This is a genomic window from Litorihabitans aurantiacus (assembly GCF_030161595.1).
Taxonomy (GTDB): domain Bacteria; phylum Actinomycetota; class Actinomycetes; order Actinomycetales; family Beutenbergiaceae; genus Litorihabitans; species Litorihabitans aurantiacus.
The window spans coordinates 1190371-1209605 of record NZ_BSUM01000001.1; the positions used below are offsets into that span (position 1 = coordinate 1190371).

Consider the following 19235-nt stretch of genomic DNA (forward strand, 5'->3'; position numbering starts at 1 on the left):
ACGTGACCACCACCACCTCCCCGCCGAGCGAGTCCGGCACGGGTGCGGCGCAGCCCCGCGGGAAGGTGACCTCCCGCAGGTCCGATCGCTGGTGACGGCGATCCCCGGGCCGATCTCGGCCGGGCTCATGCGCCGCAAGCGGGCGGCCGTCCCCACGGCCGTGGGGACGACGATGCCGGTCTTCGCGGCCCGGGCGGGCGGTGGTGTCGTGGTCGACGTCGACGGCAACTCGCTCATCGACCTCGGGTCGGGCATCGCGGTCACGGGGGTCGGCAGCAGCGCCCCCAGGGTCGTCGCGGCCGTGACGGCGCAGGTCGCGGACTTCACCCACACCTGCTTCATGGTCACGCCGTACGAGGAGTACGTGGCCGTCGCCGAGAAGCTGAACGCGCTCACCCCCGGCGGCCATGAGAAGCGGACGGCGCTGTTCAGCTCGGGCGCCGAGGCGGTCGAGAACGCGATCAAGGTCGCGCGCGCCGCGACCGGGCGCACCGCCGTCGTCGCCTTCGACCACGCCTACCACGGCCGCACGAGCCTCACCATGGCCCTGACCGCCAAGGTCAAGCCGTACAAGCAGGGCTTCGGCCCGTTCGCGCCCGAGGTGTACCGCGCGCCGACCTCCTACCCCTACCGCGACGGCCTGACCGGTCCGCAGGCGCTGGCGGGCGCGATCGACCGCATCACCACGCAGGTCGACGTCGAGGACCTGGCCGCCGTCATCATCGAGCCCATCCAGGGGAGGGCGGTTTCGTCGTCCCCGCCGACGGTTTCCTCGAGGGCCTCGCGCAGTGGTGCCGAGAGCACGGCGTCGTGTTCGTCGCCGACGAGGTGCAGACGGGGTTCGCGCGGACCGGGGCGATGTTCGCGAGCGAGCACGCGGGGATCGTCCCCGACCTCGTCGTCACGGCGAAGGGCATCGCCGGCGGGCTGCCGCTCTCGGCCGTGACCGGCCGGGCCGAGCTCATGGAGGCCCCGGGTGCGGGTGGTCTGGGCGGCACCTACGGCGGGAACCCGCTCGCGTGCGCCGCCGCCCTCGCAGCCATCGAGACCTACGAGGCCGACGATCTCACGGGCGCGGCACGCGCGATCGAGTCACGCGTTCTCGCCCGTCTGCGCGCCGCGCAGGCCGTTGACCCGCGCATCGGCGACGTCCGGGGCCGGGGTGCCATGATCGCGATGGAGCTCGTGGATCCGAGCGGTGCGCCGGACGCGGACCTCACCCGGCGCGTGGTCGCGGCCGCGCACGCCCAGGGCGTCATCGTGCTGACGTGCGGGACGTGGGGCAACGTCGTCCGGCTGCTCCCGCCGCTCACCATCCCCCTCGACCTCCTCGACGAGGGTCTCGACGTGCTGCTCGGCGCCCTCGCGGCCTCCTGACACCCGTCCGAACTTTCTCGCCCCGACGAAACGGACCCGACGTGACGGCACCCACCACCCCGCACCAGCTCTTCATCGGCGGCGCCTGGCGCGACGCCTCGACCGGCGCGACCTTCGACGTCGTCGATCCCGCCACGGGCGAGGTGATCGCCGCCGTCGCCGACGCCTCGGTGGCCGACGGTGCCGCCGCCCTCGACACCGCCGTGGCCGCGCAGGCGGAGTGGGGCGCGACCGCCCCCGCGCGCGGTCGACGATCCTGCGCGACGCGTTCGACCTCCTGATGGAGCGCCGCGAGCAGTTCGCCGCGCTCATGACGGCGGAGATGGGCAAGCCCCTGGCGGAGTCCCGCGGCGAGGTCACCTACGGCGGGGAGTTCCTGCGCTGGTTCAGCGAGGAGGCGGCACGGATCGGCGGTCACTACGGGCGCAACCCCGAGGGCACCGGGCGGGTGATCGTCACGCGGGTGCCCGTCGGGCCGTGCCTGCTCATCACCCCCTGGAACTTCCCCCTCGCGATGGCCACCCGCAAGATCGCTCCGGCCCTCGCCGCGGGATGCACGAGCGTCGTCAAACCCGCCGAGCTGACGCCGCTCACGACCCTCGCGTTCGTCGATCTGCTCCGCGAGGTGGGCCTGCCCGACGGCGTCGTGAACGCGATCCCCACCAGCGACTCGCGCGGCGTGAGCGGCCCGATCATCGCCGACCCGCGGCTGCGCAAGCTGTCCTTCACGGGGTCGACCCCGGTCGGCCGCACGCTGCTGGCGCAGGCGGCGGAGGGTGCTGCGCACGTCGATGGAGCTCGGAGGGAACGCGCCGTTCCTCGTGTTCGACGACGCCGACGTCGAGGCCGCCGTCGCGGGCGCGATGCAGGCGAAGTTCCGCAACGTCGGGCAGGCGTGCACCGCCGCCAACCGCTTCCTGGTCCACGAGTCCGTCGCGGCGGACGTCACGGCTCGGCTCGTGGCGCAGGTCGAGGCGCTCCGGGTCGGGCCGGGGGATCGGGAAGGCACGACGATCGGACCGCTCGTGGACGCGCGCGCCGTCGAGCGCATCACCGCGCTGGTCGACGACGCCGTCGCGGCCGGCGCGCGGGTCCTGACCTCGCGCGACCTGCCCGACGACCTGCCGCCCGGCGGCAGCTACCTCGCCCCCGCCGTCGTCGTCGACGTCCCCGCCCACGCGGCGATCCTGCGCGAGGAGATCTTCGGACCCGTGGTGACGATCCAGACCTTCGCCGACGAGGACGAGGCGGTCGCGCTGGCGAACGGCACCGAGTTCGGGCTCGTGTCCTACGCCTACACGCGCGACCTCGCCCGCGCGCAGCGTCTCGTGGAGCGACTCGAGACCGGCATGACCGGGATCAACGTCGGCGTCGTCTCCAACGCGGCCGCGCCCTTCGGCGGCGTCAAGGCCTCGGGCCTCGGCCGCGAGGGCGGGTCCGAGGGCCTGGAGGAGTACCAGTCCGTGAAGTACGCGCTCACCCCCGCCTGAGAAGGAGACCCACCCATGGTGCTGCAGAACTGGATCGACGGTCGTCTCGTGGACGCGCACGGCACGGGGCGGCTCGACGTCGTGAGCCCGGTGACCGAGGAGGTCGTCGCGGTCTCGCCCGTGAGCGACGCGGTCGACGTCGACGCCGCCTACGCCGCGGCGTCGCGCGCCCGGGGTGCCTGGCGCCGCACGACGCCGGGGCAGCGGCAGCGGATGCTGCTCGCCTGGGCGGACGCGATCGAGGCGGCCGCCGACGAGCTCGTCGACTCCCAGCACGGCGAGACGGGCCAGCCCCGCGAGGCGATCCGCGCCGAGGAGGTCCTCACCGGGGCGGACCACGTCCGGTTCTTCGCCGGCGCCGCGCGGACGATGACGGGTACGGCGTCGGGGGAGTACCTCGAGGGCCACACGTCGCAGGTACGGCGCGAGCCGATCGGTGTGGTCGGCCAGGTCACGCCCTGGAACTACCCGATCATGATGGCGCTGTGGAAGCTCGCGCCGGCGCTGGCGGCGGGGAACACGGTCGTCATCAAGCCGAGCGACACGACGCCGTCCTCGACGCTCGTGCTCGTCCGCCTGACGGCGGGGATCCTGCCCGACGGCGTGGTGAACCTCGTGCTCGGCGACGCCTCCACCGGCGAGCTGGTCACCTCCCACCCCACGCCCGGGCTGGTGGCCATCACCGGATCGGTGCGGGCGGGTCGAGCCGTGGCGGGAGCCGCCGCCGGGACGCTCGCGCGTGCGCACCTCGAGCTCGGCGGCAAGGCACCCGCGCTCGTGTTCGCGGGGGTCGACGTCGCGGCGACGGCGGAGGCGCTGGTGGGGGCCGCCTTCTTCAACGCCGGCCAGGACTGCACCGCCGTCACGCGCGTGCTCGTGGCGCGCGAGATCCACGACGCGATGGTCGAGGCCCTGGTCGCCTCCAGCGAGGCGCTCACGGTCGGCGGCGCCGAGGACGCCTACTACGGCCCGCTGAACAGCGCGACCCACTTCGCCCGGGTGACCGGGGTGCTCGCGGACCTGCCCGCGCACGCCCGCATCGCCACGGGCGGAGGTCGTGTCGGCGACGTCGGGTACTTCCTGGCGCCGACCGTCGTGACCGGTGTCCGCCAGGACGACGCGATCGTGCAGACCGAGACGTTCGGCCCGGTCCTCACGGTCCAGCCCTTCGACGATGAGGCGGAGGCGCTGGAGCTCGCGAACGGCGTCGAGTACGGGCTCGCGGCGAGCGTCTGGACCCGCGACGTCGCGCAGGCGGCGAGACTCGCGGGCGACCTGGACGCGGGGTGCGTGTGGATCAACACCCACATCCCGCTCGTGGCGGAGATGCCGCACGGCGGCTTCAAGCACTCGGGGTACGGCAAGGACCTGTCGGTCTACGGCCTCGAGGACTACACGCGCGTCAAGCACGTGATGACGGCGACGGAGGCGTGACGCGGACGGTCGGGCCTCGCCGGCGAACGCCTAGGCTCGGTCGGTGACCGCACCGCCCTCGACCAGCGAGCTCCCGACCGTCCTGCTCACCGGGTTCGACCCGTTCGCCGGCGCCGACACGAACCCCTCCTGGGACGCGGTCGCTGTGCTCGCGCGCGACTGGGACGAGCGCGCGGAGGGGGCGCGGCTCGCCGTCGCCCGGCTGCCGGTCGTCTTCGACCAGGTGCGCGAGCGGCTCGCCGATCTGGTGGAGGAGCACGCCCCCGCCGTCGTGATCGCCACCGGTCTCGCGGGTGGTTCGGCCCGCGTCCGGATCGAGCGCGTGGCGCTGAACCTCGCCGACGCCCGCATCCCCGACAACGACGGCGGGCAGCCGATCGACGCCGAGGTCTCACCCGGGGCGCCGCTCGCCCGGCAGGCGACACTGCCCGTGAAGGCGGCGCTCGCAGCGTGCCGAGCGCAGGACCTCCCGGTCGAGATCTCGCTGTCGGCCGGGACCTTCGTGTGCAACGCGACCTTCGTGCACGCGCTCGACCTCGCGCCGCAGGCCCGCGTGGGGTTCGTCCACGTCCCGGCCGTGGAGGATCTCGCCCTCGCCGAGACGGTGCGAGCGATTCGTGAGATCGTCCGGGCGGCGCTCGGGCACGCGGGAGCCGACCTGCACGTCGTGGGCGGGGAGATCTCGTGACCGCCGCGCGGGCCGGCGCGGGGCCGGTGCTGGTCGGACTCACGGGAGGCATCGCCTCGGGCAAGTCCACGATCGCGCGGCTGCTCGCGGAGCGGGGTGCGCAGGTCGTCGACGCCGACGCGCTCGCGCGTGAGGTGCTCGAGCCGGGCACACCGGGGCTGGCCGCTGTGGTCGAGCGCTTCGGGTCCGGCGTGCTCGGACCCGACGGGGTGCTGGACCGCGCGGCGCTCGCACGCGTCGTGTTCGCGGACGAGGCCGCGCGCCGCGACCTGGAGGGCGTCGTCCACCCGGCGGTGGGGGAGCGCTTCGCCCGCGTGGTGGACGCGGCGGCCGCGGGAGAGGTGATCGTCCACGACGTCCCGCTGCTGGTGGAGAACGGCCTGGCCCCGCGCTACGACCTCGTCGTCGTGGCCGACGCGCCCGAGCCGGTGCGGCTCGAGCGCGCCGTCGCCCGCGGCATGACGCGGGAGCAGGCGGCCGCGCGGATCGCGGCCCAGGCGAGCGACGCCGACCGACGCGCCGTCGCGGACGTGCTGATCGACACCGGTGCGGCGATCGAGGTGACGACCGACGCCGTCGCCCGGCTCTGGGACCAGCGGATCGTGCCGCTCGCGGCGGCGCGCGTGGGTTTCTGACGAGGGCCGGGTCGCGCTCCCCGCGTCGGTGGGACGAGCGACGGGACCGGACCGCGGCGTGGTGCGTCGCGGTCCGGTCCCGTCGTCCGTGCGGTGGGGTGACCCGGTGGGTCAGCCCTGCAGCGTCGCCTCGAGCGTGATCGGCACCGAGGCGAGCGCCGCGCTGACCGGGCACCCGGCCTTGGCGGCCTCGGCGACGGCGAGGAAGTCCTCCTCGGAGATGTCCGGCACGGTCGCGCTCACGGTGAGGGCGATGCCCGTGATGCCCTCGCCCGCCACGAACGTGACCGAGGCGGAGGTGTCGACCGTGGTGGGCGGCGTGCCCTTGCCGGCGAGCTCGTGCGAGAGCGCCATCGCGTAGCAGGACGCGTGCGCCGCGGCGATGAGCTCCTCGGGCGTCGTCTGGCCGCCCTCGCCCTCGGCGCGGGTGCGCCAGCTGACGTCGACGGCGGGGAACGCCCCGCTCGCGACCGTGGTCGTGCCGGAGCCGGAGGCGAGGTCGCCCTTCCATGCGGTGCTGGCGTTGCTGATGACGGGCCTGGGCATGGTGTCCTCCTGGTGTGACCGCCGGGGCTGTCCCGGTCTCTCGCTCCATCCTGCCCCCGGGACTCCCCGACCGTCGATGTCGGTGGTCGGACGTAACGTGGAGACATGAGACCCGTGACCGACCTGCAGCGCACCGTCGCCCCGTTCGAGGTGGTCTCCGAGTACCAGCCGGCGGGTGACCAGCCGCAGGCGATCAGCGAGCTGACGTCGCGCCTGAAGGGCGGCGAGAAGGACATCGTGCTCCTGGGCGCCACGGGTACCGGCAAGTCCGCGACGACGGCGTGGCTCATCGAGCAGGTGCAGCGGCCGACCCTCGTGATGGCGCCGAACAAGACGCTCGCCGCGCAGCTCGCCACGGAGTTCCGCGAGCTGCTGCCGAACAACGCGGTGGAGTACTTCGTCTCGTACTACGACTACTACCAGCCCGAGGCGTACGTGCCCTCGTCGGACACCTACATCGAGAAGGACTCCTCGATCAACGACGAGGTGGAGCGCCTGCGCCACTCCGCGACCAACTCGCTGCTGACGCGGCGCGATGTCGTCGTGGTCGCCTCCGTCTCGTGCATCTACGGCCTCGGTACGCCGCAGGAGTACGTGGAGCGGATGGTGCAGCTGCGCGTGGGCGACGTCGTGGAGCGCGACGTTCTGCTGCGCCAGTTCGTCACGATGCAGTACACGCGCAACGACATGGCCTTCAACCGCGGGACGTTCCGGGTGCGGGGCGACACGGTCGAGATCATCCCCGTGTACGAGGAGCTGGCGATCCGGATCGAGTTCTTCGGGGACGAGATCGAGTCGATCGCGACCCTCCACCCGCTCACGGGTGACGTGGTGCGCCAGGAGACCGAGACCCACATCTTCCCGGCGACCCACTACGTGGCCGGACCGGAGCGGATGACGCGCGCCGTCGGCACGATCGAGGCCGAGCTCGAGGAGCGGCTGGCCGAGCTCGAGCAGTCCGGCCGCCTGCTCGAGGCACAGCGCCTGCGCATGCGCACGACCTACGACCTCGAGATGATGCGCCAGATCGGCACCTGCTCGGGCATCGAGAACTACTCGCGCCACATCGACGGACGCGAGGGCGGCTCGCCGCCCCACACGCTCCTGGACTACTTCCCCGAGGACTTCCTCCTGGTCATCGACGAGTCGCACCAGACCGTCCCGCAGATCGGTGCGATGTTCGAGGGGGACGCCTCGCGCAAGCGGACGCTCGTGGAGCACGGGTTCCGACTGCCGAGCGCGATGGACAACCGACCGCTGCGGTGGGAGGAGTTCCTCGAGCGGATCGGTCAGACGGTCTTCCTCTCGGCGACGCCGGGCGCGTACGAGCTCGGTCAGTCCGACGGCGTCGTGGAGCAGGTCATCCGGCCCACCGGTCTCGTCGACCCCGAGGTGGTCATCAAGCCGACCAAGGGGCAGATCGACGACCTCCTGGGCGAGATCCGGGAGCGGGCCGAGCGCGACGAACGCGTGCTGGTCACGACGCTGACGAAGAAGATGGCTGAGGACCTCACCGACTACCTGGTGGAGCGCGGGATCAAGGTCGCCTACCTGCACTCCGAGGTCGACACCCTGCGCCGGATCGAGCTGCTGCGCGAGCTCCGCATGGGTGTCTTCGACGTCCTGGTGGGCATCAACCTGCTGCGCGAGGGCCTCGACCTGCCGGAGGTCTCCCTCGTCGCGATCCTCGACGCCGACAAGGAGGGCTTCCTGCGCTCGGGCACCTCGCTGATCCAGACGATCGGTCGCGCGGCGCGCAACGTCTCGGGTCAGGTCCACATGTACGCGGACAAGATCACTCCCTCGATGGCGCTGGCGATCGAGGAGACCAACCGGCGGCGCGAGAAGCAGGTCGCCTACAACGTCGCGAACGGGATCGACCCGACGCCGCTGCGCAAGCGCATCGTCGACATCACCGACCAGCTCGCGCGCGAGGACGTCGACACCAAGGAGCTGCTCGCCGGCGGCTACCGCCAGGCGGGCAAGAAGAAGTCGGGGTCCTCGACGTCCGCCGCCGCGGGCGGGTCCTCGGCCAGGGAGCGGCTGGCCGGCGCGGCCGCGTCCGACCTCGCCTCCCTGATCCAGGAGCTGTCCGACCAGATGCACACCGCGGCGGCCGAGCTGCAGTTCGAGGTGGCGGCGCGGCTGCGTGACGAGATCTCCGACCTGAAGAAGGAGCTGAGACAGATGGTGGCCGCGTCGGCGTGACGGCTCGTGCCCGTCGCGCGCGCCGTGCACTAGCATCGAGCCCGATGGAGGGGAGTACCCCGCAACAGCCAGCATCGTCATCACGGTTCGCGCCCGGCGCGGCTCGGTGCGGCCGACCGCGAACCTGCGGTGGGGGAGACCTCCGGTGTCCCAGCTGTCCCCACCGGAGGTAACCCTTGGACGTGCTCACCTGGTTCTGGATCGTCACCGGAACCCTCATCGTCGTCATGCTGACCGTCGACTTCGTCGGCCACGTGCGCACGCCGCACGCGCCGACGCTGAAGGAGGCCGGCATCTGGTCGGCGGCCTACGTCGCGATCGCGCTGGTCTTCGGCGTCGCCATCCTGCTCGCCTGGGACACGACGCACGGCGTCGCCTACTTCTCGGGCTACCTGCTCGAGAAGTCCCTCAGCATCGACAACCTGTTCGTGTTCGTCCTGATCATGGCGAGCTTCCGCGTGCCGCGGGAGTACCAGCAGAAGGTGCTCCTCATCGGCATCGTCATCGCCCTGGTGATGCGGACCGTCTTCATCATCGCGGGCAACGCCTTCGTCGAGAACTTCTCGTGGATCTTCTGGCTGTTCGGTGCGTTCCTCCTCTACACGGCGTGGGCGCAGGCCCGCCACAAGGCCGACGAGGACGAGGAGTTCAAGGAGAACTGGTTCGTCCGGCTCGCGCGCCGCGTGCTGCCGACCACCGAGGACTACGTGGGCGACAAGATGGTCGTGAAGCAGAACGGCCGCCGCTTCATCACGCCGATGCTCATCGTGATGCTGGCCATCGGCTCGGCCGACCTGCTGTTCGCGGTCGACTCGATCCCGGCGATCTTCGGAGTCACCACGCAGCTCTCGGGCGGCGAGCAGATCTTCATCATCTTCGCCGCCAACGCGTTCTCGCTGCTCGGCCTGCGCCAGCTCTTCTTCCTCATCGACGGCCTGCTCGACAAGCTCGTCTACCTCAACTATGGCCTGGCCGCGATCCTCGGCTTCATCGGCGTCAAGCTGATCATCCACGCCATGCACACCAACGAGCTCTCGTGGCTCAACGGTGGCGAGCACATCGAGATCATCCCCGAGGTGCCGACGTGGCTCTCGCTGGTGGTCATCGTCGTCGTCCTCGCGATCACGACGTGGGCCTCGCTCACGATCGGGAAGCGGCGCAACCCCGAGAAGAGCCCCAGCCCGACCGTCCCGGCGGATCCCCGCAGCACCGACTGACGCAGCCGGCGCCGACTCTCGCGACGCCGACCGTCACGGCACCGGCCGGCGCAGCGCCGGTCGATGCCTGTCGATACCGGTCGGATGTCACCCCGACGACGAACGGCCCCGCCACGAGGCGGGGCCGTTCGTCGTTCTCGCCCGCGCGCCGACTCGGCAGCGTGGCGGCGCGGTGACGCCTCAGGACACGTCGGACCAGGGCCCGATCACGGGAGTCCACGCGCGCACGGACCGCCCGCCGAGGAGGTCCGCCGCGCGGAACGGGTCGGGGTCGAGGACGGCGAGTGCGCCGTCGGCCGAGTCGGCGACGACGACCAGGAGCGCGCCCGATCCGTCGTCGAACGGTCCGGAGGCGAGCAGGTCCCCCGCTCGAGCAGGCCGGCGAGGAACTCGCGGTGGGCGGGCCGGACGGCGGCGCGCTCGTCGGCGCGGGCGTCGTAGGTGTACTCGACGGCGAACACGGGCACGGGGATCTCCTCGGGTGGGCACGACCCAGGAGAATCCCGGGCGGCGACCATCATCCCCGAGGAGCGTCGGCGATCCTCTCGGGGAGGGTCGGCAATGCTCTCGGCGAGGGTCGGTAATCCTCTCGCGGGGAGGTGGGAGGTCGAACGGATGTACGAGATGTCAGAGGGGGCGAGTAGGCTCCTCGGGTGAGTCTCATCATCTCGGGCGCCCGCGAGCACAACCTCCGCGACGTCTCCCTCGAGCTTCCCCGTGACCGCATCATCGTCTTCACCGGCCTGTCCGGGTCGGGCAAGTCCTCCCTCGCGTTCGACACGATCTTCGCCGAGGGCCAGCGTCGCTACGTCGAGTCGCTCTCGTCCTACGCGCGGCAGTTCCTCGGGCAGATGGACAAGCCCGACGTCGACCTCATCGAGGGCCTCTCGCCCGCGGTGTCGATCGACCAGAAGTCCACCAACCGCAACCCGCGCTCGACCGTCGGCACGATCACCGAGGTCTACGACTACCTGCGGCTGCTGTTCGCGCGCGCCGGGACGCAGTTCTGCCCCACGTGCGGCGAGCGGGTGACGTCGCAGACCCCACAACAGATCGTGGACCAGCTCCTCGAGCTCGAGGAGGGCACGCGCTTCCAGGTGCTGGCGCCGGTCGTCCGCGGCCGCAAGGGCGAGTACTCCGACATGTTCCGCGACCTCCAGGCGCAGGGTTTCGCGCGGGCCCGGGTCGACGGCGAGGTCGCCCAGCTCGCCTCGCCCCCGACGCTGGAGAAGAAGCTCAAGCACGACATCGAGGTCGTCGTCGACCGCCTCGTCGTCCGGGCCAGCGCGAAGCAGCGCATCACCGACTCGGTCGAGACGGCGCTCCGCCTCGCGGAGGGTGTCCTGCTGGTCGAGCTGGTGGACCGGGAGGCGGAGGACCCGGAGCGCGAGCGGCGCTACTCCGAGACGCGCGCGTGCCCGAACGAGCACCCGCTGACCCTCGAGGAGATCGAGCCGCGGACCTTCTCCTTCAACGCGCCCTACGGCGCCTGTCCGGAGTGCACCGGCATCGGCACCCGGCTCGAGGTGGACCCCGACCTCGTGGTGCCCGACGACGAGCGCACCCTCGCCGAGGGCGCCGTCGCGCCGTGGGCGCAGGGGCAGGCCGACTACTACAAGCGCCAGCTCGAGGCGCTCGGTGCGCAGCTCGGGTTCTCGGTCGACGTGCCGTGGCGCGCGCTCCCCGAGCGGGCCCGCAAGGCCGTCCTGTACGGCCAGGACCACGAGGTCAAGGTCCGCTACAAGAACCGCTGGGGTCGTGAGCGTCAGTACTCGACCGGGTTCGAGGGCGTCATCTCGTTCATCCAGCGCCGGCACGCCGAGACCGAGTCGGACTGGTCCAAGGACCGCTACGAGGGTTACATGCGCGAGGTCGCGTGCCCCGTCTGTGACGGCGCGCGACTCAAGCCCGAGGTGCTCGCGGTGCGCGTCGCCGGGCACTCCATCGCCGACGTCTGCAACCTCTCGATCCGGGACGCGCGCAGCTACCTCGAGGGCCTCGAGCTCGGCGTCCGCGAGCGTGCGATCGCCGGCGCCGTGCTGAAGGAGATCGACGCCCGGCTGGGCTTCCTCCTCGACGTCGGGCTGGACTACCTCACCCTCGGCCGCCCGTCGGCGACGCTGTCGGGCGGTGAGGCGCAGCGGATCCGACTCGCCACGCAGATCGGCTCCGGACTCGTCGGCGTCCTGTACGTGCTGGACGAACCGAGCATCGGCCTGCACCAGCGCGACAACCGCCGCCTCATCGACACCCTCACGCGGCTGCGCGACCTCGGCAACACGCTCATCGTCGTCGAGCACGACGAGGACACCATCCGGATGGCCGACTGGATCGTCGACATCGGTCCAGGCGCCGGCGAGCACGGCGGTCACGTCGTCCACTCGGGCGACTACGCGGGCCTGCTGGCGTCGAAGGAGTCGCTCACGGGTGCCTACCTCTCGGGGCGCCGCAGCATCCCGGTGCCCGAGAAGCGGCGTCCCCGCACGAAGGGGCGCGAGGTCACCGTGGTCGGTGCGCACGAGAACAACCTCAAGAACGTCACGGTGACGTTCCCGCTGGGGCAGCTCGTCGCCGTCACGGGCGTCTCCGGCTCGGGCAAGTCGACCCTGGTCAACTCGATCCTGCACACCGTGATGGCCAACGAGCTCAACGGCGCCCGGCGCGTGGCCGGGCGGCACAAGCGCGTGACCGGCCTCGACAACCTCGACAAGGTCGTGCACGTCGACCAGGGCCCGATCGGGCGCACCCCGCGCTCCAATCCGGCCACCTACACCGGGGTGTGGGACCACGTGCGCAAGCTGTTCGCCGAGACCACGGAGGCGAAGGTCCGCGGATACACGCCCGGTCGGTTCTCCTTCAACGTCAAGGGCGGCCGCTGCGAGGCGTGCTCGGGCGACGGCACGCTGAAGATCGAGATGAACTTCCTGCCCGACGTCTACGTCCAGTGCGAGGTGTGCCACGGCGCGCGCTACAACCGCGAGACGCTCGAGGTGCACTTCAAGGGGAAGACGGTCGCCGACGTCCTCAACATGCCGATCGCCGAGGCCGCCGACTTCTTCGCGGCCTCGCCCGCGATCGCGCGGCACCTCACCACGCTGGTCGACGTCGGTCTCGGCTACGTCCGCCTCGGGCAGAGCGCGACCACGCTGTCGGGCGGCGAGGCGCAGCGCGTCAAGCTCGCGAGCGAGCTGCAGAAGCGGTCCAACGGCCGCACGTTCTACGTGCTGGACGAACCCACCACCGGTCTGCACTTCGAGGACATCCGCAAGCTCCTGCAGGTGCTGCAGGGTCTCGTGGACAAGGGGAACTCGGTCCTCGTGATCGAGCACAACCTCGACGTCGTGCGCAGCGCCGACTGGGTCATCGACATGGGCCCGGAGGGTGGTGCCGGGGGCGGCACCGTCGTCGCGGAGGGCACCCCCGAGCGCATCGCCCGGGTGCCCGAGAGCCACACGGGCGCGTTCCTGCAGGACCTCCTCCCGGTCGAGCAGCGCGTGGGCGCCGGTGCCTGAGGCAGCCTGAGACACTGTGACGAACCCCAGCGACTACCGGCCGGCGCCGGGGAGATCCCCGACCGCCCCGGGGTCTACCGCTTCAGCGACCCCTCGGGCCGTGTGATCTACGTGGGCAAGGCCAAGAGCCTGCGGCAGCGGCTGGCGAACTACTTCCAGCCGCTGCCCTCGCTCCACCCGCGCACGGCCCGGATGGTCACCACGGCCAGCCGGGTGGAGTGGACGGTGGTCGGGACCGAGGTCGAGGCCCTGTCGCTGGAGTACTCCTGGATCAAGGAGTTCGACCCGCGCTTCAACGTCAAGTACCGCGACGACAAGTCCTACCCCTACCTCGCCGTCACCATGGGCGAGACCGTGCCGCGCGTCTCGGTGATGCGAGGCGCCAAGCGGACGGGCACGCGGTACTTCGGGCCCTACTCCCACGCCTGGGCGATCCGCGAGACGGTCGACCTCCTCCTGCGCGTCTTCCCCATCCGCAGCTGCACCTCCGGCGTCTACCGGACCGCGGCCGCGAGCGGGCGGCCGTGCCTGCTCGGCTACATCGAGAAGTGCGCGGCCCCGTGCGTGGGCAAGATCTCGCCCGAGGACCACCGCGCCCTGGCCGAGGACTTCTGCCGCTTCATGGCGGGCGACACCGGGTCCTTCGTCCGCCGGCTCGAGCGGCAGATGGGCGAGGCGGCAGCCGAGATGGACTACGAGCGCGCGGCCCGCCTGCGGGACGACCTCGGCGCCCTGCGTCGCGTGGTCGAGAAGAACGCCGTCGTGCTCGACGACGGCACGGACGCCGACGTCTTCGCCCTCGCGCAGGACGACCTCGAGGTCTCGGTGCAGGTCTTCCACGTGCGCGGCGGCCGCATCCGCGGGCAGCGGGGCTGGATCTCCGAGCGCGTCGAGGACCTCGACGACGGCGCGCTCGTCGAGCGCCTCCTGCAGCAGATCTACGCCGAGAAGGGCGCGGACGTCCCTCGCGAGGTCCTCGTCCCCGCGCTCCCGGAGGACGCGAGCGAGCTCGAGACGTGGCTGCGGGGGATCAGGGGAGCGAAGGTGGGCGTGCGGGTGCCGCAGCGCGGCGACAAACGCGCGCTCGCCGCCACGGTCCGCACCAACGCCGAGGGCGCCCTCGCGCTCCACAAGACGCGCCGTGCGGGCGACCTCACGGCCCGCTCGAAGGCGCTGTCGGACCTGGAGACCGAACTCGAGCTGCCGGCCTCCCCGCTGCGCATCGAGTGCTACGACATCTCCACCCTCCAGGGCACCCACCAGGTCGGGTCGATGGTGGTGTTCGAGGACGGGCTGCCGCGCAAGAGCGCCTACCGCCAGTTCGTCGTGCGCGGCGCCGACGGCGAGGGTGCGCGCGACGACACCGAGGCGATGCACGAGGTCATCACGCGCCGCTTCAAGCGGATGGCGGCGGAGCGCGCGGGCCAGGACGAGGTCGACGACGACGGCGTCCCGATCGTGCGGGGCATCGACCCCGCGACCGGCCGGCCGCAGCGCTTCGCCTACGCCCCGCAGCTGGTCGTGGTCGACGGCGGACCGCCCCAGGTCGCGGCTGCGAAGCGGGCCATGGACGAGCTGGGCGTCACCGACGTCGCGCTCGTCGGCCTCGCCAAGCGCCTCGAGGAGGTCTGGCTGCCGGACGAGGAGTTCCCGCTCGTGCTGCCGCGCACGAGCGAGGGCCTGTACCTGCTGCAGCGCGTGCGCGACGAGGCGCACCGGTTCGCGATCACGCACCACCGCAAGCGTCGCAGCGGGGCGATGACCCGGTCGGTGCTCGACGACGTGCCCGGTCTGGGACCGTCCCGGCAGGCCGCGCTCCTGTCGCGGTTCGGGTCGGTCAAGGCGGTGCGCGCCGCGAGCCCCGACGTGATCGCGGAGGTGCCGGGGATCGGGCCGAAGCTCGCCGTCGTGATCCACGAGGCGCTGGGCGGTGCTGGCATCCTGGAGTCATGACCGCCGACGCGCCCGACGCTCAGCCGATCGCCCCCCGCCTGCGCAGCCCAAGCACCCCGACAGCCGCGACCAGCACGACCCACCCACGGTTCCCGGCGGCATCCCGCTGCTCGAGGCGACGGCCACCAAGCCGGCTGCCGAGAGCACGGAGGTGCTGATCGTCACCGGGATGTCGGGTGCGGGGCGCACGCGGGTCGCCGCCGTCCTGCAGGACCTGGACTGGTACGTCGTCGACAACCTGCCCCCGCGGCTCCTCGCACCGCTGGTCGGGATGATGTCCCCGACGGGCGGGGTCCGCCGGCTCGCCGCCGTCGTCGACGCCCGGGGCAAGGAGTTCTTCAACGAGCTCGAGGGCGTCATCGAGTCGTTCCGGGCGCACGGCATCGAGTACCGGATCGTCTTCCTCGACGCCGACGACGCCACGCTCGTGCGCCGCTACGAGCAGGTCCGGCGGCCCCACCCGCTGCAGGACGCCGGCACGATCCTCGACGGGATCGCGGCCGAGCGGACGCTCACCGAGCACCTGCGCCGCCGTGCCGACGTCTACCTCGACACCTCGCGCCTCAACGTGCACGAGCTCGCGGCCCGCGTGCGGTCGGAGGTCGCGGGGAGGGGCAGCGGCCGCTGGCGATCACCGTGGTGTCCTTCGGCTTCAAGTACGGGATCCCGCTGGATGCCGACCACGTCGTGGACGTCCGCTTCCTGTCGAACCCCTACTGGGTCACGGAGCTGCGGCACCTCACGGGCCGGGACGAGGCCGTCTCGAGCTACGTGCTCGACCTCCCGGGAGCGGCCGCGTTCGTCGAGCGCTACGCCGACCTCGTCGAACCGATCACGGCCGGCTACCTCGCCGAGCAGAAGCCGTACCTGACGATCGCGTTCGGGTGCACCGGCGGCAAGCACCGGTCCGTCGCGATGTCGGAGCGGCTCGGGGACATCCTGCGCGAGCGCGGCTTCTCGGTGCGCAACCTGCACCGCGACCTGGGGCGGGAGTAGCCGTGGCCGAGCGCGCCCTGGACCCGCTGCGCCTGCAGCCGCAGCGGATCGTCGCCCTCGGGGAGGGCACGGGCTGGGTGCGTCGCTGCTCGCGCTGCGCCACCTCACACCCGATCTCACGGCCGTGGTCACGGTCGCGGACGACGGCGGCTCCTCCGGTCGGCTGCGCAGCGAGATGGGGGTCCTCCCGCCCGGCGACCTGCGGATGGCGATGGCGTCGCTGTGCGACGACACGCCGCGCGGTCGCGCGTGGCACGACATACTGCAGCACCGGTTCACCACCAACGGTGACCTCGACGGGCACGCGCTCGGCAACCTGCTGCTCGCCGCGGCGTGGCAGCACGCGGGCTCCGCCGTCGCGGGCCTGAACCAGATCGGTGAGCTCATCGGCGTGCGTGGCCGTGTGCTGCCGATGGTGGCCGAACCGCTCGTGATCGAGGCGGACGTCACCCGCGGGCAGGCCGAGATCGTGGTGCGCGGCCAGAGCCGCGTGGCCGTGACGAGCGGCCGGGTCTCGCGCGTCCGCCTCCTGCCCGAGGACCCCGAGATGTGCCCCGAGACGCTGGAGGCGATCGACGCGGCCGACTGGGTCGTGCTCGGACCGGGTTCCTGGTACACCTCCGTGCTCCCGCACCTCCAGGTGCCGCGGCTGCGCGAGGCGATCCACGCCGCCGACCACCTCGCGCTCACGCTGAACCTGCAGCAGCAGGAGGGGAGACGGACGGGTTCTCGGCCGCGGACCACGTACGGGTCCTGGCCGAGGTCGATCCGGAGCTGCGGCTCGACGTCGTGATCGCGGATCCGGGGTGGGTCGACGACGTCGGCGACCTCGAGCGCGTGGCGGCGGGGCTCGGCGCCCGGCTGCTGCTGCGGCAGGTGCGGGCCGACGACGGCACCGCCCGGCACGACCCGCTCCGCCTCGCCGCCGCCTACCGGGACGCCTTCTCGGCGACCTGGGGCGACGTCGCCCGCGGGTGAGGGCCGTGGCAGGATGTCCGGCATGTCTCTGACCGCTGCCGTGAAGGACGAACTGGCCAGGGTCCGCGTCGATCGCATCTCCAGCCGCAAGGCCGAGGTCTCCGCGACCCTGCGGTTCGCCGGTGGTCTGCACATCATCTCGGGCCGCATCGTCATCGAGGCGGAGCTCGACAACGCCGCGGCCGCGCGCCGCATCCGCGTCGCGATCGCGGAGGTCTACGGGCACGCGAGCGACATCATCGTGGTGTCGGGGGGCGCCCTGCGCAAGGGCAACCGGTACGTGGTCCGCGTGGTGCGCGACGGCGAGGCGCTCGCCCGCCAGACCGGCCTGCTGGACTCGCGCGGCCGCCCGGTCCGCGGCCTGCCGCCGCAGGTGGTCTCCGCCAGCGTGACCGACACCGTCGCCGCCTGGCGCGGCGCGTTCCTCGCCCACGGGTCGCTCACCGAACCCGGTCGCTCGGCCGCGCTCGAGGTGACCTGCCCCGGTCCCGAGGCGGCGCTCGCCCTTGTGGGCGCCGCGCGCCGGCTCGGCCTCGCCGCAAAGGCGCGCGAGGTCCGCGGCGTCGACCGCGTCGTGGTGCGCGACGGCGACGCGATCGCCGCGCTGCTCACCCGGATGGGCGCGCACGACGCGGTGCTCGTGTGGGAGGAGCGGCGCATGCGCCGCGAGGTGCGGGGGACCGCGAACCGTTTGGCCAACTTCGACGACGCCAACCTGCGCCGGTCGGCCCGCGCCGCCGTCGCCGCCAGCGCACGCGTGCAGCGCGCGTTCGAGATCCTCGGGGACGAGGTCCCCGACCACCTGGTGGAGGCCGGCCGGCTCCGGCTCGAGCACCGCGAGGCCTCGCTCGAGGAGCTCGGTGCGCTCTCGGACCCGCAGCTCACGAAGGACGCCGTCGCCGGCCGGATCCGCCGCCTCCTCGCGACGGCCGACAAGCGCGCCGGCGAGCTCGGCGTCCCCGACACCGAGAGCATCCTGACGCCGGAGATGCTCGACCTCTGACGCGCCCGTCCGACGTCGGCTTCCGCCCTGCGAGACGCCCGGCCGGGGGCCGGAGGTCCCGGGCCCCGAGGGGTCCTGGCGTAGTACGGTTGAGCACGGAGAAAAGGGACGACCCCCTCCGGCCGCCCGTGCAGGGCGAGCCACGGACGACCGCGTGCACTGCACGCTTGGAGGACCAATCGTGACCATCCGCGTCGGGATCAACGGGTTCGGCCGCATCGGCCGCAACTTCTACCGCGCCATCGTCGCCTCGGGCGCCGACATCGAGGTTGTCGGTGTCAACGACCTCACGGACAACAAGACGCTCGCCCACCTGCTCAAGTACGACACGGTCCTGGGTGTGCTGCCCGCCGAGGTCACCTACGACGACAGCAGCATCGTCGTCGACGGCAAGGCCATCCGCGCCCTCGCCGAGCGCGACCCCAGCAACCTCCCCTGGGCCGAGCTGGGCGCCGACATCGTCATCGAGTCGACCGGCTTCTTCACCGACGCCACCAAGGCCAAGGCGCACATCGACGCCGGCGCCAAGAAGGTCATCATCTCCGCGCCCGCCTCGAACGAGGACGCCACGTTCGTCGTCGGTGTGAACCACACCGACTACGACCCGGCCGCGCACCACATCATCTCCAACGCGTCCTGCACCACGAACTGCCTCGCCCCCCTGGCCAAGGCGCTCAACGACGCGTTCGGCATCGAGCGTGGTCTCATGACCACGATCCACGCCTACACGGGTGACCAGAACCTGCAGGACGGTCCGCACAAGGACCTGCGTCGCGCCCGCGCCGCCGCGCAGAACATCGTCCCCACCACGACCGGCGCCGCCAAGGCCGTCGCGCTCGTGCTGCCGGAGCTCAAGGGCAAGCTGGACGGCTACGCGCTGCGCGTGCCGACCATCACCGGTTCCGCCACGGACCTGACCTTCACCGCCTCGCGCGAGGTCACGGTCGAGGAGGTCAACGCTGCGGTCAAGGCCGCCGCCGAGGGCCCCATGGCCGGCACGCTCGAGTACACCGAGGACCCGATCGTCTCCTCGGACATCATCACCAACCCGCACCAGAGCATCTTCGACGCCGGCCTCACCAAGGTGTCGGGCGACCTGGTCAAGGTCGTCTCCTGGTACGACAACGAGTGGGGCTACAGCTCCAGCCTCGTGAAGCTCACCGAGTACGTCGGCGGCAAGCTCTGACCTGCCCGATGT

General features: G+C 72.1%; 13 protein-coding genes and 4 pseudogenes. 15 read left to right on the forward strand and 2 right to left on the reverse strand.

What is annotated here, in order from left to right; all coding sequences use genetic code 11:
- Positions 1-88: 88 nt before the first annotated feature.
- The 5 genes and pseudogenes from gabT (at position 89) to coaE (ending at position 5624) form a co-directional block, all read left to right on the forward strand.
- Positions 89-1377: pseudogene (gene gabT / locus QQK22_RS05545) on the forward strand (4-aminobutyrate--2-oxoglutarate transaminase).
- Positions 1378-1418: 41 nt separating this feature from the next.
- Positions 1419-2867, forward strand: a pseudogene (locus tag QQK22_RS05550) (NAD-dependent succinate-semialdehyde dehydrogenase).
- 15 nt (positions 2868-2882) lie between these two features.
- The gene (locus QQK22_RS05555; protein WP_284250020.1) at positions 2883-4301 is read left to right on the forward strand and encodes an aminobutyraldehyde dehydrogenase; all 1419 of its coding nucleotides are present in this window, start codon (positions 2883-2885) and stop codon (positions 4299-4301) included.
- Between the two features lie 43 nt (positions 4302-4344).
- Positions 4345-4989, forward strand: coding sequence for a pyroglutamyl-peptidase I (locus tag QQK22_RS05560; protein ID WP_284250021.1), 645 nt, complete (start codon positions 4345-4347; stop codon positions 4987-4989).
- Entirely contained in the window at positions 4986-5624 is a 639-nt protein-coding gene (coaE, locus tag QQK22_RS05565; protein ID WP_284250024.1) for a dephospho-CoA kinase, read from the forward strand. Before QQK22_RS05560 ends, coaE begins: the two co-directional genes overlap by 4 nt.
- A 111-nt stretch (positions 5625-5735) precedes the next feature.
- Here coaE and QQK22_RS05570 read toward each other — a convergent pair whose 3' ends face one another.
- Positions 5736-6170: an OsmC family peroxiredoxin gene (locus QQK22_RS05570; RefSeq protein ID WP_284250026.1), complete on the reverse strand. Its 435-nt coding sequence runs from the start codon at positions 6168-6170 to the stop codon at positions 5736-5738.
- 105 nt (positions 6171-6275) lie between these two features.
- On the opposite strand from QQK22_RS05570, the gene uvrB reads away from it, so the two are divergent.
- Both uvrB and QQK22_RS05580 read left to right on the forward strand, forming a co-directional pair.
- Positions 6276-8378: an excinuclease ABC subunit UvrB gene (gene uvrB / locus QQK22_RS05575; protein ID WP_284250028.1), complete on the forward strand. Its 2103-nt coding sequence runs from the start codon at positions 6276-6278 to the stop codon at positions 8376-8378.
- A gap of 176 nt (positions 8379-8554) precedes the next feature.
- Positions 8555-9595: a TerC family protein gene (locus QQK22_RS05580; RefSeq protein ID WP_284250030.1), complete on the forward strand. Its 1041-nt coding sequence runs from the start codon at positions 8555-8557 to the stop codon at positions 9593-9595.
- Between the two features lie 206 nt (positions 9596-9801).
- Here QQK22_RS05580 and QQK22_RS05585 read toward each other — a convergent pair whose 3' ends face one another.
- Positions 9802-10062, reverse strand: a complete 261-nt coding sequence (locus tag QQK22_RS05585) for a YciI family protein (protein WP_348525510.1) — start codon at positions 10060-10062, stop codon at positions 9802-9804.
- A 186-nt stretch (positions 10063-10248) separates the two neighbouring features.
- Between QQK22_RS05585 and uvrA the strand changes: the two genes are divergently transcribed.
- The 8 genes and pseudogenes from uvrA to gap all read left to right on the forward strand — a co-directional run bounded on the left by uvrA (position 10249) and on the right by gap (position 19223).
- Positions 10249-13107: an excinuclease ABC subunit UvrA gene (gene uvrA, locus QQK22_RS05590; RefSeq protein WP_284250032.1), complete on the forward strand. Its 2859-nt coding sequence runs from the start codon at positions 10249-10251 to the stop codon at positions 13105-13107.
- 16 nt (positions 13108-13123) lie between these two features.
- Positions 13124-15060, forward strand: a pseudogene (uvrC, locus tag QQK22_RS05595) (excinuclease ABC subunit UvrC).
- Between the two features lie 169 nt (positions 15061-15229).
- Positions 15230-15610 (forward strand): annotated as a pseudogene (locus tag QQK22_RS19215) (RNase adapter RapZ); the annotation flags it as partial.
- A gap of 89 nt (positions 15611-15699) precedes the next feature.
- Entirely contained in the window at positions 15700-16056 is a 357-nt protein-coding gene (locus QQK22_RS19220; RefSeq protein ID WP_431310134.1) for a RapZ C-terminal domain-containing protein, read from the forward strand.
- A 94-nt stretch (positions 16057-16150) separates the two neighbouring features.
- Positions 16151-16849, forward strand: coding sequence for a gluconeogenesis factor YvcK family protein (locus QQK22_RS05605; protein ID WP_431310183.1), 699 nt, complete (start codon positions 16151-16153; stop codon positions 16847-16849).
- A complete protein-coding gene (locus QQK22_RS19225; protein WP_431310135.1) occupies positions 16846-17034 on the forward strand; it encodes a hypothetical protein in 189 nt (62 codons plus the stop codon). Before QQK22_RS05605 ends, QQK22_RS19225 begins: the two co-directional genes overlap by 4 nt.
- Before the next feature lie 22 nt (positions 17035-17056).
- A complete protein-coding gene (gene whiA / locus QQK22_RS05610; protein WP_284250033.1) occupies positions 17057-18037 on the forward strand; it encodes a DNA-binding protein WhiA in 981 nt (326 codons plus the stop codon).
- A 181-nt stretch (positions 18038-18218) separates the two neighbouring features.
- Positions 18219-19223, forward strand: a complete 1005-nt coding sequence (gene gap / locus QQK22_RS05615; protein WP_284250035.1) for a type I glyceraldehyde-3-phosphate dehydrogenase — start codon at positions 18219-18221, stop codon at positions 19221-19223.
- Positions 19224-19235 lie beyond the last annotated feature (12 nt).